Annotated in this window: 14 protein-coding genes; 12 read left to right on the forward strand and 2 right to left on the reverse strand. The window is 57.3% G+C overall.

The window, feature by feature from the left end; genetic code table 11:
• Positions 1–116: 116 nt before the first annotated feature.
• From KI811_RS04380 to gltX, 4 genes are all read left to right on the forward strand, one after another.
• A complete protein-coding gene (locus tag KI811_RS04380; protein ID WP_214185278.1) occupies positions 117–1,124 on the forward strand; it encodes a methyltransferase in 1,008 nt (335 codons plus the stop codon).
• A gap of 110 nt (positions 1,125–1,234) precedes the next feature.
• Positions 1,235–1,402 carry a hypothetical protein gene (locus KI811_RS04385; RefSeq protein WP_214185279.1) on the forward strand — a complete coding sequence of 56 codons (168 nt, stop codon included), beginning with the start codon at positions 1,235–1,237 and terminating at the stop codon, positions 1,400–1,402.
• Between the two features lie 131 nt (positions 1,403–1,533).
• Complete coding sequence (locus KI811_RS04390) at positions 1,534–1,725, forward strand: DNA gyrase inhibitor YacG (protein WP_214185280.1); 192 nt, start codon at positions 1,534–1,536, stop codon at positions 1,723–1,725.
• 10 nt (positions 1,726–1,735) lie between these two features.
• The gene (gene gltX / locus KI811_RS04395; protein ID WP_214185281.1) at positions 1,736–3,133 is read left to right on the forward strand and encodes a glutamate--tRNA ligase; all 1,398 of its coding nucleotides are present in this window, start codon (positions 1,736–1,738) and stop codon (positions 3,131–3,133) included.
• A gap of 87 nt (positions 3,134–3,220) precedes the next feature.
• Here the strand turns inward: gltX and KI811_RS04400 are convergent, their stop codons facing one another.
• Both KI811_RS04400 and KI811_RS04405 read right to left on the reverse strand, forming a co-directional pair.
• A complete protein-coding gene (locus KI811_RS04400; protein ID WP_214185282.1) occupies positions 3,221–4,054 on the reverse strand; it encodes a response regulator in 834 nt (277 codons plus the stop codon).
• A 200-nt stretch (positions 4,055–4,254) separates the two neighbouring features.
• The gene (locus KI811_RS04405) at positions 4,255–5,475 is read right to left on the reverse strand and encodes an ammonium transporter (RefSeq protein ID WP_214185283.1); all 1,221 of its coding nucleotides are present in this window, start codon (positions 5,473–5,475) and stop codon (positions 4,255–4,257) included.
• Between the two features lie 285 nt (positions 5,476–5,760).
• Between KI811_RS04405 and KI811_RS04410 the strand changes: the two genes are divergently transcribed.
• The 8 genes from KI811_RS04410 (at position 5,761) to KI811_RS04445 (ending at position 14,383) form a co-directional block, all read left to right on the forward strand.
• On the forward strand, positions 5,761–6,918 hold the full coding sequence (locus KI811_RS04410; protein ID WP_214185284.1) for an acetoin utilization protein AcuC: 1,158 nt from the start codon (positions 5,761–5,763) through the stop codon (positions 6,916–6,918).
• Positions 6,896–7,744, forward strand: a complete 849-nt coding sequence (locus tag KI811_RS04415; RefSeq protein WP_214185285.1) for a hypothetical protein — start codon at positions 6,896–6,898, stop codon at positions 7,742–7,744. Before KI811_RS04410 ends, KI811_RS04415 begins: the two co-directional genes overlap by 23 nt.
• A gap of 1 nt (position 7,745) precedes the next feature.
• Positions 7,746–8,699 carry a tetratricopeptide repeat protein gene (locus KI811_RS04420; RefSeq protein ID WP_214185286.1) on the forward strand — a complete coding sequence of 318 codons (954 nt, stop codon included), beginning with the start codon at positions 7,746–7,748 and terminating at the stop codon, positions 8,697–8,699.
• A gap of 132 nt (positions 8,700–8,831) precedes the next feature.
• Positions 8,832–9,284, forward strand: coding sequence for a hypothetical protein (locus KI811_RS04425; RefSeq protein WP_246551359.1), 453 nt, complete (start codon positions 8,832–8,834; stop codon positions 9,282–9,284).
• A gap of 116 nt (positions 9,285–9,400) precedes the next feature.
• Positions 9,401–10,255, forward strand: coding sequence for an ABC transporter ATP-binding protein (locus tag KI811_RS04430; protein WP_214185548.1), 855 nt, complete (start codon positions 9,401–9,403; stop codon positions 10,253–10,255).
• A gap of 52 nt (positions 10,256–10,307) precedes the next feature.
• Positions 10,308–11,312: a DmsE family decaheme c-type cytochrome gene (locus tag KI811_RS04435; RefSeq protein ID WP_214185287.1), complete on the forward strand. Its 1,005-nt coding sequence runs from the start codon at positions 10,308–10,310 to the stop codon at positions 11,310–11,312.
• Positions 11,313–11,345: 33 nt separating this feature from the next.
• Positions 11,346–13,400, forward strand: coding sequence for an MtrB/PioB family outer membrane beta-barrel protein (locus KI811_RS04440; protein WP_214185288.1), 2,055 nt, complete (start codon positions 11,346–11,348; stop codon positions 13,398–13,400).
• A gap of 8 nt (positions 13,401–13,408) precedes the next feature.
• Positions 13,409–14,383: an ABC transporter substrate-binding protein gene (locus KI811_RS04445; RefSeq protein WP_246551360.1), complete on the forward strand. Its 975-nt coding sequence runs from the start codon at positions 13,409–13,411 to the stop codon at positions 14,381–14,383.

The following is a 14,383-nucleotide window of genomic DNA, read 5'->3' on the forward strand; positions in this document are numbered from 1 at the left end:
TTTTTCTAGCAGATTCCCGGCGCTCATTCCACCGCTTTTCGTTCCAGTTTGCCCCACGACCCGAATGCGGTAGACTCTGTATCACCTGATCGATATTTGTATTTCCGGAGGTTGTCATGGAAGAGAAAACCTGGACCCCGGCAGAACTGCTGCAACTCTCTGGCGGCTACTGGAACGCCTGTGCGCTTCATGCCGCCGTAGCCCTCGATGTGGCGACCCCGCTGGCAGGCGAGGCGCTTACCGCTGCCGAAGTGGCCGAGCGTCTCGCCGTTGACGTTCGTGGCGTTGCCATGCTCCTCGACGCCCTGGCGGCCATGGCCCTGGTGCATAAGCGGGAAGACCGCTACGAAGCCGCACCGTTCGCGGCCCGGTATCTTGCCAAGAGTTCGCCGGAGTATCTGGGATACATCATCATGCATCATCACCACCTCATGGCGGGATGGTCGCGGCTCGACGAAGCAGTGCGGCGGGGAGCTCCGGTGCGGGAGAGCGCTTCCCATGGCGACGACGAGGGGGCGCGGGAGAGCTTCCTCATGGGAATGTTCAACCTGGCCATGCAGAGTGCGCCGAAGGTTGTCCCACTCATCGACCTCACCGGCCGCAAACGATTGCTGGATCTCGGGGGAGGACCCGGCACCTGGGCAATCAACTTCTGTCTCCAGAATCCGAGACTCGACGCGATTGTCTATGATCTCCCCACCACCCGCCGCTTCGCCGAGGAGACCGTTGCCCGCTTCGGACTTGCGGATCGGGTCGGGTTCGTTGCTGGGGATTTCCTCGAAAACGATACTCCGAAGGGCTTCGACGTTGTCTGGCTTTCCCAGATTCTCCACGCCTATGGCCCGGACCAGTGCGCCGTGATCCTGGAGAAGGCGGTGGGAGCCCTGGAACCGGGAGGACTTCTCCTCGTCCAGGAGTTCATTCTGGACGACACCAGATCCGGTCCCCTCTTTCCGGCGCTCTTTTCCCTGAATATGCTCGTGGGAACCACTGCCGGGCAGTCTTATTCCGAGCATGAACTATATTCAATGATGGCTGCAGCCGGTCTCCGTGACGTGAGGCGCCTGCCGCTGGAATTGCCGAACGGTTCCGGGATACTTGCTGGCACAGTCCGACAAAGATAAAAAATTTGTCCTGTGGTATCGATTGTGAAAATTTACTAAAGTATTTTCGTGTAGATGCCGATACCATTCATGAAGCACCTGATTATGTCTGGATGGTAAAGGGGTGTTGTGTGGAAGAGCCTGTTTTCAAGTTTCCGTTTCTCTCCGTGGCCCAGGTCCATTCTTTTTCAATGGACCGCCCCGTTTCCATTATTTTCGGACCGGACAACATGTACTGGGTGGTTCCCGATGCCATTGCCCGGGAACTCCATCGCCGCGGCTATCAATTCTGCCAGTGACGATTGCTGTATCCATGTTTAGCCGTTGACTTGCCCTGTTCATTGACGTTAAAATCCGGCCGTTGAACCTGGCCGGATATCCTGAACCTGCCCCAGGTATGCCACAGCACCTGGGGTTTTTGTTTGCACAAATGAGCGAAAAACCAATCACCATAGTGCCGTGTCCACGCTGCCGGAAGGAAACTCCATGGCAGGGAAACCCCTTCCGTCCCTTCTGCTCCGAGCGGTGCAAGACCATGGATCTTGCCGCCTGGGCCGACGAGGAATACTGTATCGCCGGCGAGGATAGGCCAGGCGGTGATGAATCAGACGATAACCAGTAAAGGAGTTCCCATGTCCGACGTACGTCTCCGCTTCGCACCGAGCCCCACCGGTTACCTTCACGTGGGGGGGGCGCGTACCGCGCTTTTCAACTGGCTCCTGTCCCGCAGGGAAAAGGGGACTTTTATCCTCCGCATCGAGGACACCGACGTGGCCCGCTCCACCCAGGAATCGGTGGACGCCATCCTTCAGGGGATGGAGTGGCTTGGCCTCGACTGGGACGAAGGCCCCTTTTACCAGTCGGAGCGTTTTCCCGTCTACAAGGAGTTCGTGGAGAAGCTCGTTGCCGAGGGTAAGGCATACCGTTGCTACTGCACCCCCGAGGAGCTGGAGGCCAAGCGGGAGCTGGCCATGAAAGAGGGGCGCAAGCCCAAGTACGACGGCACCTGCCGCAACGGAGTGGAGGAGCCCGGGGATAAGCCGTACGTCATCCGTTTCAAGGCGCCCCACGAAGGGGTAACGGTCTTCGATGACCTCATCAAGGGTCGGATCGCCTTCAATAACGACGAGCTCGACGACCTCATCATCCAGCGCAGCGACGGCACCCCCACCTACAACTTCGTGGTGGTCATCGACGACGCCACCATGGGGATAACCACTGTCATTCGGGGTGATGACCATATCAACAACACCCCTCGCCAGATTCTTCTCTACGAGGCCCTCGGCTATCCCGTGCCCCGCTTCGCCCACGTGCCGATGATCCTGGGCGCCGACAAGACCCGCCTCTCCAAGCGCCACGGCGCCACGAGCGTCATGGCTTACCGGGACATGGGGTTTCTCCCCGAAGCCATGGTCAACTACTTGGTGCGGCTTGGCTGGAGCCACGGCGATCAGGAGATCTTCAGCCGGGAGGAACTCATCGAGAAGTTTTCCATTGAGGCGGTGGGGAAATCTGCCGGCGTATTCAATCCTGACAAGCTCCTCTGGCTCAACCATCACTACATCAAGGAGAGCGCTCCCGAGCGGCTGGCGGAGCTTCTCGTCCCCTTCATGAAGGAGCGTGGCATTGATCCCGAGTCGGGACCGAACCTTCCTCTCGTGGTGAAGACCCTCCAGGAGCGTTCCCGGACCCTCGTGGAGATGGCTGACGGCGCGATTTTTTACTACCAGGGCGATTTTGCCTATGACGAACAGGCTGCGGCCAAACACCTGGTTCCCGATGCCGCACCACTGCTGAAAGCGTTGGCGGACAAACTGGAGGCGCTCGCCGATTGCAGTCAGACGGGCATAGAGGCTCTGTTCAAGGAGTTCATCGCTGAGAAGGGGATCAAGCTGGGGCAGGTGGGACCGGCGGTTCGCGTCTCCCTCTGTGGCGGCACCGCATCCCCCGGCATCTACGAGGTAATCGAGGCGCTGGGGAAAGAAGAGGCCCTGCGGAGGCTGCGCCGCGCCGTGGCTATTATCGGGTAACGCGGGAATCCTCACAGGACAAGGGTGAAAATCAAAGGGGCGGCACGATATGATTTCGTGTCGCCCCTTTTTCCGATGAGGGTGGTATTACTTGTAACGCTTCGTCAGCTCGAAGGCCCGCTTGACCCGAGTAACAATTCTGATCGGCTGGACCGGCTTGGCGATGAAGTCCAGGAAACCGGCCTCCAACGCCCGCTGTTCATCTTCGCCGGTGGCCTTGGAGGTGACGAGGATGACGGGAATGTCGGCGGTGGCCGGGTTTGCGCGCAGAGCACGTAGGAGGCCGAAGCCATCCATGCGCGGCATGGTCGCGTCGGTTAGAATCATGTCGGGTTTTTCGGTCACGGCCGACTTGAGTCCGTCAACCCCGTCATGGGTCACCAGAACGTCGTACCCTTCTTTCAGAAGCGCCACCTGAATGACGGTAGCCACGGGAAGGGTATCTTCCACCACAAGGACCTTCTGTCGTTGCACGTCCTTCATCTTGCCGTGGAGGTAGTGCTTCTCGATAGCGGCCAACAACTCCTGCCGCGTGGCGAGGATCGGAACCACCTTGAGCCGGTGCTTCTTGGCCAGGAAATCGACGGTGTCCTGGTCAAAGGGGTCGTTCAAGGCCAGGGCCAGCATGTTCTCTTTCAGCTTGAGGGGAAAAACAAGCCGCTGTACCGCCATGTCCTGGGGGACGAGGGAGAGCAGCTCCGGCGGAAATGCGTAATCGACAAACCCCTTCACCGTCTTGATGCCGAGTTGCTTCGACAGGGCATCAATCAGTTCCTCACCGGTGATGACTCCCATCTCCTCGAGAACCTGACCAAGCCGTTTGCCGCTCCCTTTCTGGCGTTCCAGGGCCCGCTCGATGGTCTTGACGGTAATTATTCCCGCTTCAATAAGCAGATCGCCCAGTTGTTTTTTCTGTACCATTGACGTTTACCTTCACTTCTGCTGACTTGTCTGCATAGAAAAAATCCAAGCGCATCAGAGTGCTTACGGAAAAGCCTTTCTCATTATATCGGACGTTTTTTTAAATACTTTAGCCAAACAGTAAGAAATTGTTCAACTATTTGAATCGGCGCAAAAAAGGCCCCGAAACGGGGCCTTGATAAGGTGGCGGGGGGAGAAGATCAGCGCACATGATCCTCTGGATAGGCGCCGATTTTGTGGATGGAGAGGTCGGCACCGGCAAATTCGTCCTCGTCCGAGAGCCGGATGCCGACGGTCTTGGAAAGAACACCGTAGACGAGAAACCCGTTCGCAAGGGCGAAGAGGATGGCGGCGACCGTGCCGAGCAATTGGGAAATGAATGATATGCCACCAATGCCGCCGAGAAGAGGTTGGCCGAAGATCCCGGCGGCAATGCCTCCCCAGGAGCCGATGATGCCGTGCAGGGGCCAGACGCCGAGGACGTCGTCGATCCTGAGCCGCTCCTGCTCGATCTGGAAACCGTAGACGAAAATGACGGAGGCGATGGCGCCGGTAACGAAGGCCCCCAGAGGGTGCATGATGTCGCTGCCCGCGCAGACGGCGATGAGTCCTGCCAGGGCGCCGTTATGAATGAAGCCCGGGTCGTTTTTCCCCGCAAGGAGGGCCGCCAGCACGCCACCAACCATGGCCAGAAGGGAGTTCACCGCAACGAGACCCGATATCTTATCCAGGTGGCCGGCGCTCATGACGTTGAAACCGAACCATCCCACCGCCAGAATCCAGGAACCGAGGGCCAGGAAGGGGATGTTGCTGATGGGAATAGGGTGGGATTTACCCCTGATGTACCTTCCCATGCGGGGTCCGAGGGTGAGGACCGCAGGGAGGGCAAGCCAGCCACCCATGGAATGGACCACCACCGAACCGGCGTAGTCATGGAATTCAGCGCCGCCGATACTCTTAAAGAACCCCTGAAGAATTGAAGCGTTCTTTCCCCAGATGAGGGATTCGAAGATGGGATAGGTCAGTGCAGCGAAAATAGCGCCGGCGAAGACCTGGGGCCAGAACTTGGCCCGTTCGGCGATTCCTCCCGAGATAATGGCCGGGATGCAGGCGGAAAAGCAGAGGAGGAAGAAGTAGTGAACGAGGTCGTACCCCTGGGTAGCGCCCATGAGGTCGCCGGCCGGCACAAGGAAGGATATGCCGTAGGCGATGGGGAACCCGACCATGAAATATGCGATAGTGGAGACTGACCAGTCGGTCAGGATTTTTACAAAGGCGTTGACCTGATTCTTTTTGCGGACTGTCCCTACTTCGAGGAAGGCGAAACCGGCGTGCATTGCAAAGACCATGACGGCGCCGAGCATAAGGAAGAGGACATCGGTGCTGTTTTTGAGACCTGTCGCCATCGACAGCTGATCCATGGGCATACCTCCGTTGGCATGTGGTTCGGCCCCCGTCTCCCGTCGTCGGGAAGGGCCGTTTTCCCTTTAGCAACCTCTTTGCCAATAGTCTAACCTATTGAAATTGCGCACAAGAAGGTGTGCTGAGCATTTCGAAAGCAATAGCGCTGACTGTTTATTCATCACCTATGCCCGGGGAATGGGCTGTCTTTGGGCAAATTTGGAGTTGACGCTCGTGTGTCTACGTTGTAAAGTCGCGGCATTAAAAGAAAATCATGCATAACACCGTTGTGACCGGGATGCCGATTGCCTGCCAAGACCGCCCTCATATACTCGAACGACTTCAGCCGGTTCAGTTACGGTGACGACCATCCGTTCAAGATCCAGCGAATCATTCTTGCCCGCGAGCTCATAGGCATGCTGGGGCTCACGGAGTTGCCCGGCGCTTGTATCCATGACTGCCCGCGTGCGGACGAGGCATCCCTTCTCACGTTTCATTCCCCGGACTATCTGCAACGGCTCCGGGAATTCAGCGATTCCGACGAACCCCGCGCAGACTTCCGGTATGGCCTGGGAGATCTGGACAACCCAGTCTTCAAGGGATTCTACGACTGGGCAGTACTCGGCGTCGGGGGGACCATGGAGGCCGCCCGACTCGTGACCGAGGAGGGGTACGACATCGCCTTCACCCTGGCAGGGGGGTGGCACCACGCCCACCGGAGCAAGGCATCGGGTTTCTCGTATCTGAACGACGCAGTTATCGCCATCAACACGCTTGTTGCGAAGGGGTTGCGGGTTGCGTACCTGGACATCGACGCCCACCACGGCGATGGGGTTCAAGAGGCCTTTTACGATACCGACCAGGTCCTGACCGTCTCTATCCACGAGAGCGGCATCTATTTTTTCCCCGGCACCGGCTTCGAGGACGAGATCGGTACGGGGCAGGGGAGGGGATACTCGGTGAATGTTCCCCTCGTGGCTCACACCGACGACGCCCTGTTCATGAAGGCCTTCGACGAAGTGGCCTATCCCCTGATCGCCGCCTACAACCCCGATGTCCTGGTAACCCAGCTCGGTGTCGACACGTTCCGCACCGACCCCCTCACGCGCCTCGAAATAACCACCCACAGCTACACCTATATCCTGCGCAAGCTGAAGGCACTGAAAATTCCGTGGGTGGCAGTGGGGGGCGGCGGGTATAACATGATCAACGTTGCCCGGGGATGGACCCTTGCCTGGGGGATCATGAACGGCGTGGAACTGCCGCCGAGGCTGCCGGCCCAATTCGTGGATATGATCGCGCGCATGGGACATCCGAACCGGATGCTTCTTGACGCCATGCACTGGGCAGAGGAGGATGACCGGAACCGGGCCCTTGACGCGGTGGAGAGGAGTATCGCTGCCATTCGGGAAACAGTCTTTCCCGTGATTATCGGAAATTATGCCGCGGCTGCCGGGGAATAGGGCACTCGTTGACGCTGCCGGACGGGTGCTCCACTCCCTTCGGGAGATCAATATCCTTTCCCCGGAGGAGCGTGAGCGATTCTACGTCGGCATACTTCCTCCACGGCTCTTTGCGTACCTTGGCATCTCGCCCCAAACCCTCTGCGGCGCCGACGGCCTGAGGTGCATCAAGGTCATCGCCCCGGAGGGGTTAGGGATTGTGCGGATCGAGGTCAAGGCGCACCCGGCAGACCCAGACACAGCGTTTTTTCTGGAACTGGCAGACACCCACTACGGCCAGATGGAGCTTTCATTCTGCATCATCGCCGATCCTGAAGCGCCCCGCTATTACGTGGACAAGGACGCAGCGGGGCGAGACAACTGTTTCACGACCCTGGGCCGCAATATCCCCGAGGAGCTCAGGGCCATGGAGGCGGGTCTCTTCCCGAACCAGACGAGGCGGGGACTCCACCTCTTCGGGGAGTTCTTCCCCATCTTCGAGCGGTTCGTGGATTCCCTCGGAATGGAGATGATTGTTGCGGAACCCCTGACGTACGATAACGCTATCCGCTATGAAAAGTACGGTTTCGACTATATAACCGGGAAGCGGCTCATGCTGGAAATCGACCAGGAGTTTCGCCGGGGCGGAATGCTTTTCGGGCGGCTCGACGGTTCTAACCCGTTCCGGATGCCGGGTGCTGAGCGTACGGTGCGGGGGAGGAGTTGGGCCATCCACGACGGGATCATGGACGAACCCTGGGACGAGGTGCGGATCTACAAGACGGTTGGAGAACATGCTGGAATCGACACCTTTCCCGACAGAAACAATGAAGGAGGACACCCCTGACATGCACGCGCAAACGAAAGACCTCACTCCCATCAAGGGGATTCGCTACTATTACCCCCCCGATGATGCCGTTCTGGTTTTCAAGGACGAGAAGGAGCGGATACCTTATGGTGGCATGCCGCTGCCGCTGCTGGAGGAGGATTTCGCCAAGCTGGAGGGGGAGCCATCCTACGATGTGGTTGGCCGTGGGATTTACCAGGCCCTTCGGAGCAATCCCGACTGCATCCTCTGTGACAAATATGCGGCACTGCTTAGGGACGCCTATCCCCACTACCTGGCCGAGTTGGCCAGCAACGCCATCATGATCGACAGCAAGGACGTGGAAGTCCCCTATCTCGACCGCAAGATCGCCTGCCTGAAGGTTCTTGCCCTTCTGGAGCCGCAAAATCCGGCTCTCCCCCTTGAGATCGGCAGGGTCTTTCTTGACCGGGGAATGAGGCTCTCGGCCCTCCATCTTTCCACGGTCAGCATCTATCGGGCCGAGCACTTCCTCAACCGGGCCCATACTCTCGCACCGGATGACCGCAACATCAACCGTTACCTGGGAGAGGCGTATTACCTTCTCGGCAAGTATGACGAGGCGGTCGGCTTCTGGCGAAAGGCCGCGGCAACTGACGAGCCGGAAGCGGAGCGACTGCAGGAGCGCATTGACCGGATTGGTGCCGGGAAAGTTCCCCTGATTCCCCCTGTCGACTATCTGGAAGCGATCGGTGCGGCCTTTGCATGTAATCAGACCGGAGACTACGAAGAGTCTATTGCCATTCTTCAGGATATCCTGATGGATCCGGTATTCAGCGAGGAGTTTCCCATACCTGAGATTCACTGCATCATCGGTAAGGGATTCACGGCCCTCGACATGCCGAAGTACGCAGAAGCGGAATTTCGCCAGGCCCTTGTGATGGATCCGACTCACGAGGAGGCCCGAGCCCTCCTTGCCACGATCGCTGCTGCGTAGTTAGAGGTGCCCATGTTCGGCTTCAGCATTGCAGACTGGATTTTCATTGGCCTGGTGATGGCAACGATCTTTGCCTGTGTTGCCATCAGCGACATGCGGAGGAAATAACTCTGATGCGTGTGGATATTCGGTATGGAAGGTAGCGAAATGACGGATGAGCATGACGAGCGACGACCGTTGGGGCTGGTGCTCCTTACCGGGCTCTATCTCTTCTTTTTTGTCGTGACAGTGTCCACGTATGGCAGTCCGTTTCCGTTTCTCGGCAGGATCTACATCGGGACAGTTGCCAAGGCACTTATCTTTGTCGACAGCCTTGTCTGCCTCTATCTCTTTCTCGGGCTCATGAAACGGCAAAGCATGACTTGGTACCTGCTTATCGGGTACAACCTGTTCGAGGTAATCAACACAATCGTTAACCTGACCTTTATCACGCCGGCAGAACTGGAGCGGGTCATCGGAGAGCGGATCGACCAGGAGGCGCTCATGGTCAACAACATCGCGAGCGCCCTGGCGATACTGCTCCTGACCCAGTATATCTACCGTCACAAACATTACTTCACGAACTCTCGGAAGTATCTCTTCTGACCGGGATTTGATCGGCGTCTGCCGGACCCCGTGGCAGGTGGGGACGCCGGTACTGCCGGTCCGATTTAGGCGGCTTAACGTTTTGCGGGAGGATAGACGTGTTTTTGAAATCATTGATGGAGCCAAAGGAGGAAGGTGGGCTTTTCCAGAAGCTCATGCACGGCCTTGCCGGTTCCATCTTCCATGGCGAACAGGCAAATTCCCGGATTGACCTGAGCGATACCCGCGGAGTATCGATCAGGATCGAGAACCTCAACAAACATTTCGGCGACAAACACGTGCTCAAGGATGTGAACCTGGAGATTCGCTCCGGCGAAACATTCGCCATCATCGGTCCATCGGGAACCGGCAAGAGCGTCCTGCTCCGGCATATCGTCAAACTTGTGCGCCCCGACAACGGCGAGATTTATATCGACGGGCATCCCATCTTTGCCGCAAACGGCGAGGAAACGACCGCCAATTACCGCTACAGCATGGTCTTCCAGTCATCGGCCTTGTTCAACTCCCTTACCGTGGGAGAGAACGTGGGACTGTGGCTGCGGGAGAAACGCGTTTGCAAGGAACAGCGGATCGGGGAGATAATCCGCGAGAAGCTGGCCATGGTGGGGCTGGAAGGGACTGAAGGGCTCAAAACCTCAGAGCTGTCGGGGGGGATGAAAAAGCGGGTCGCCATTGCGCGGTCCCTGGCCATGAATCCAGACCTGATTCTCTATGACGAGCCCACTGCAGAGTTGGACCCGGTTACCACCGACGAGTTGGCAAATACGATTATCAGACTCAAGGAAACGACGAAAAATACCACGGTCATAGTGACGCACGATCTCAATTTCGCTCTCTATGTTGCCGACCGGATCGCCATGATGCACGGGGGAACCATTGTTGGAGCCGGGACTCCTGCCGAGATAAAGGCGAGCGAAGACCCTATAATCAAGGGATTCATCTATACGACTACCAAGGGGATCAAAGGGTGAGCGCCGCTTTGTTGGTTTCCGGCGTACCCGGTCAGGGCAGGACTCTATGAACATGCTCAACACAATTAGCGGTATTTTCACTGCTGCCGTCTTGACGGCGGGCGTCCTGCTGCTCTCATCCTGCGCCGAGCTCAAGCAGGACCGTCCCCTGCTGCCGGTCCGCGAATACGAGCGGATGATCGTTGGGCGCCTCGACGCCGAGTATGTGGGGACCGACAACTGCGTCTCCAAATGCCACAAGCACGAGAAGATTGCCGATGATTTCAGGCACAGTCTGCACGGCGAGCAGATAAAACCCGAGACTGGCCTTCCGCTCGTCAACTGCGAGTCGTGCCATGGCCCGGGGAGTCTTGCCATAGAGAAAATCGGCGATAACGTGGAAGAAAATGACGAAAAGAAGGTGAAGTGCGACACAAACACGTTCCTTGACATCCACAATCTCCCGACACCGGCCCAATCACTCATCTGCCTCAAGTGCCACGCGGCCGCCTCGTCGCCGACCCTTGCCCACTGGAACGGCAGCGTCCATGCCCTAAACGACGTTGGCTGCTTCGACTGCCACAAGCTCCACCGGGGCCCCCGACAAAAGGTGACCCGGGAGGAAACCGCCGAGCTTTGCTACGGCTGCCATACGGAGATCAAAGCCGAGAACAGCCTCTTCTCCCACCATCCGATGCGGGAAAAGAAGATGGCCTGCACCGACTGCCACGATCCCCATGGCTCCGTGCAACTCCATCTCCTCAAGGGAAACACCCCCAAGGAGCTCTGTACCCGCTGTCACATGGAGAAGCAGGGCCCCTTCGCCTTCGAGCACGGCGATGTGACCGAGAATTGCGCCACCTGCCACTCTCCACACGGGTCGGTCAACAACCATCTCCTCAATGCGGCCATGCCGTTTCTCTGTCTCCAGTGCCACGGGGGGCATGTGGTCACGCTGATGCCGGATAATCCCGTAGACAAGCGTCTGTTCAACAACCGCTGCACCGACTGTCACTCACAGATCCATGGGACCGACATGCCGGCGGGGGCAAATAACAGGGGCAACTTCCTCCGGTAGACGGAATCCAGGCAACCGTAAGGAGTTTGTATTGTGATTAGGCGGGGATACATAGCAAGATTCGTGATGATGGTGGTGTGTCTTTGGACTGCGACGGCCGTTGCGGCGGGAAGCGACGAGGCCGTTTCTGACAGCGGAACCACTGGTCAGCCGCCAGCCGTCGAAGGTGTGACCGAAGAGCAGGCCTTCGAGGAGCCCCCCGAGCAACCCCTCCAGGAAATGGAGGTTGAGACCCATCGCATCGTGGAGGCTTCTGTCGGATACCGCTTTGTCGGCACCCGCGACAGCGGCGTCAGGGCTGCTGAGTACGACTATCTTCATTCGAGCTTTGCGGGTGGAGCGCGTCTGGCGCATCTCGGCAAGGACCTGAAACTCGATGTGGACGGCGCCTTTCTCAACACCAAGGACTACTCCGTCAATCTCATGGCCGATTACGGTGGGTACTACCGGCTGACCGCGCGGACCGAGTCGCTCTATCACAACTTGGACCATCTGACGGGCAATGTCATCTTCACTGATCTCAATCCATCAGACCACTACGGCCTTTCCACCCGGCAGGACACGATCCAGTTCCGCTATAAACTGCACGATTACCCGATTCACCTGAATCTGTCCCACTGGCTCATCGACCGGCAAGGGAGCCAGCAGCTTCGTTATGCGGATTTTGATTTTACAGATTATTATTTCGGATTGAAACAAAGCCAGCTCTATTCCAGAAGCAGGAACGTCAACCAGTTATCCCACGAGGGCACGGCGGGATTCGACGCCCATCTGGGGCCGATCAATGTCGTTTATTCATTCCTATTCAGGGAGTTTGACAACGGGGAGTCAATATCCAACCATGAATACAAAGCCTTGATCCCAGGCCCGACGGAGCACAACGAAGATCCGGAAAGCCGCTATTATTCCCACACCGTCAAGCTTTACACGTCGCCGGCAGGGGGGATTACCGGTGCAGCCTCCTATACGTATGGCAGGAGGGAGAATCTCTCTTCGTTGACGTCGGTTGTCGGAGCTGATAATGTCAAGGATACAATCCAGAATGCAGCGGGCGATTTTACCTACTCTCCCTGCGCGTGGTTCACGGCAGCCATCAAATACCGGCATCTCACTATCGACCGTGATACACCCTCAACACTGTTTATTCCCTCCCTGTCGACCCCGACGGTGACACTCCGCCAGGGTATTGATACGCGGAAGGACACTATTTCGGCAAACCTGACTATCCGGCCCAATATGCTCATGAGCGTCAACGGCGAATATCAGGGTGCCTTTCAGCACCGTAGCAACACCGGAACGACAGATCCCAATACGATGTGGAACCTTCCCGAGGATTCCGATACCCATAAGGGAACCCTGACGGTACTTTTCCGCCCCTTCAAGGGGCTTCGGCTCAGGGGTCTTTATGAGTACACCACCACCAACAATCCCCTCTACGATTCCGACCCTGAACAGAAACATGAGGGGAGACTTCTCGCCACCTACACGAATTCCAGCCGATGGGGCGCGTCGGCAAACTATCGCATTGCACGGGAATGGAACGATCGTATCTCCCGGACCACTCACCCTGAACTTCCCGATAGCCCCGAGCCCTACGTTCTTCCTCGCGACCGGAATTTCGTGCATGCGTCCCTTGGCTTCTGGGTAAGCCCCATTGACCGGTTCACGGTAAGCGGCAATTTCGGCTATTTGCGGACCAGGGCTGAACAGGCGGTCCTCTTTGCCACCGTTTTCAATGGTAAGAATGCCGCAACCGAATATGTCTCCCAGGGCGAAATCTATTCCGTCAATGCCGCATACCATGCCTCCGAGAAACTCGATCTCTCCCTTGCGTATCAGCTGGTCCATTCCCGCTCGACGTTCAAGCCTGGCAACACTACCTCCGACGGTACTCCTACCGACGGCATCAGTGAGCTTTCGCGGATAAAGACCCTGGAACATTCCCTGTCGGCACGCGCTGACTACCGGCTTATGAAGCATTTTGGCTGTTCGTTGGACTATACTTACCGTGCATACGACAATCGGTTGTCTTCCGAAGGTGACGGAGCGGTTCATGCGGTTACCGCCCTTCTAAAAACCTCGTGGTAATATCTTTTATGTGGCGACGCACCATGATACTAAAACGACTCATATATATTCTGCCTGTTTTGATTTTTGCAGTCTGCGCTACGCCTGCGTTCGCAGCGAGAAAGTTCGTGGCGGCTGTCCTTACCAGTGACATGCCGCGGTACAAGGAGGCTTACCGTGCCTTCGTCAAGGGACTTGCTGCAAAGGGATACGGTGAAGGTGAGGTTGAATTTGTGACCCAAACTCCGAACCCTGACCCCATTTCCTGGGCCAACAGTGTCAGAAAATTCAACGCCCTTGACCCTGATATTCTTGTCACCTTCGGTGCGCCTGCCACACTATCGGCCACACAGGAAGTCCTCAGGATGCCGATCGTGTTCGTGGACGTGTACGGCCCAGTGGAAACGGGCATTTCGCGAAGCATGACGAAAGCAGGAGGAAATCTGTGCGGCGTCAGCTCCAAGGTGCCCATGACCACGCTCATCAAGGCAATGATGGCCATACGTCCCGTCAAGACCCTTGGTATTCTTTATAACAGCAGGGAGCGCGGCTCCTATGTCCAGATGCAGGAGATCAAGCGTCTGGCCGCCCAGCAAGGATTTGCGGTGTTAGAGGCGAACGTGCCGGTTGCCTCCGGTCTCGACGCGGCATTAACCCATTTGCTGTCAAAATCCGATTGCCTCTTTGTCTCAGAGAGCTCCGTTGTGAACCGTGGGATGGATAAGGTAATGCACAAGGCCATGAGTGCTAAGGTCCCGGTCATTTCTCTTGCACCTGAAGCGGCAGGGAAGGGGGCACTGGTATCCCTGGAAGTGAGCCCCACGGAACAGGGTCAACTGGCTGCCAACCACGTTGCCAAGATTCTTTCGGGTATGAAACCGGGAGATCTACCGATTCTTACGCCCCGCAAAGTCGATCTTGTAATCAATCTGGGAAGCGCGAAATCCCTTGACCTTCAGGTTCCGTTCCGTGTATTGAGTCTTGCCACGAAGGTGATCAAGTGA

It is taken from the genome of Geobacter hydrogenophilus (assembly GCF_018501225.1).
Lineage (GTDB): Bacteria > Desulfobacterota > Desulfuromonadia > Geobacterales > Geobacteraceae > Geobacter > Geobacter hydrogenophilus.

What these genes read in the sequence shown, in the direction of transcription:
- KI811_RS04380 (WP_214185278.1), top strand. Translation starts at nt 117, where the DNA reads ATGGAAGAGAAAACCTGGACCCCGGCAGAACTGCTGCAACTCTCTGGC.
- KI811_RS04390 (WP_214185280.1), top strand. Translation starts at nt 1,534, where the DNA reads ATGAGCGAAAAACCAATCACCATAGTGCCGTGTCCACGCTGCCGGAAG.
- gltX (WP_214185281.1), top strand. Translation starts at nt 1,736, where the DNA reads ATGTCCGACGTACGTCTCCGCTTCGCACCGAGCCCCACCGGTTACCTT.
- KI811_RS04400 (WP_214185282.1), bottom strand. Translation starts at nt 4,054, where the DNA reads ATGGTACAGAAAAAACAACTGGGCGATCTGCTTATTGAAGCGGGAATA.
- KI811_RS04405 (WP_214185283.1), bottom strand. Translation starts at nt 5,475, where the DNA reads ATGGATCAGCTGTCGATGGCGACAGGTCTCAAAAACAGCACCGATGTC.
- KI811_RS04415 (WP_214185285.1), top strand. Translation starts at nt 6,896, where the DNA reads ATGCCGCGGCTGCCGGGGAATAGGGCACTCGTTGACGCTGCCGGACGG.
- KI811_RS04420 (WP_214185286.1), top strand. Translation starts at nt 7,746, where the DNA reads ATGCACGCGCAAACGAAAGACCTCACTCCCATCAAGGGGATTCGCTAC.
- KI811_RS04425 (WP_246551359.1), top strand. Translation starts at nt 8,832, where the DNA reads ATGGAAGGTAGCGAAATGACGGATGAGCATGACGAGCGACGACCGTTG.
- KI811_RS04430 (WP_214185548.1), top strand. Translation starts at nt 9,401, where the DNA reads ATGGAGCCAAAGGAGGAAGGTGGGCTTTTCCAGAAGCTCATGCACGGC.
- KI811_RS04435 (WP_214185287.1), top strand. Translation starts at nt 10,308, where the DNA reads ATGCTCAACACAATTAGCGGTATTTTCACTGCTGCCGTCTTGACGGCG.
- KI811_RS04445 (WP_246551360.1), top strand. Translation starts at nt 13,409, where the DNA reads ATGTGGCGACGCACCATGATACTAAAACGACTCATATATATTCTGCCT.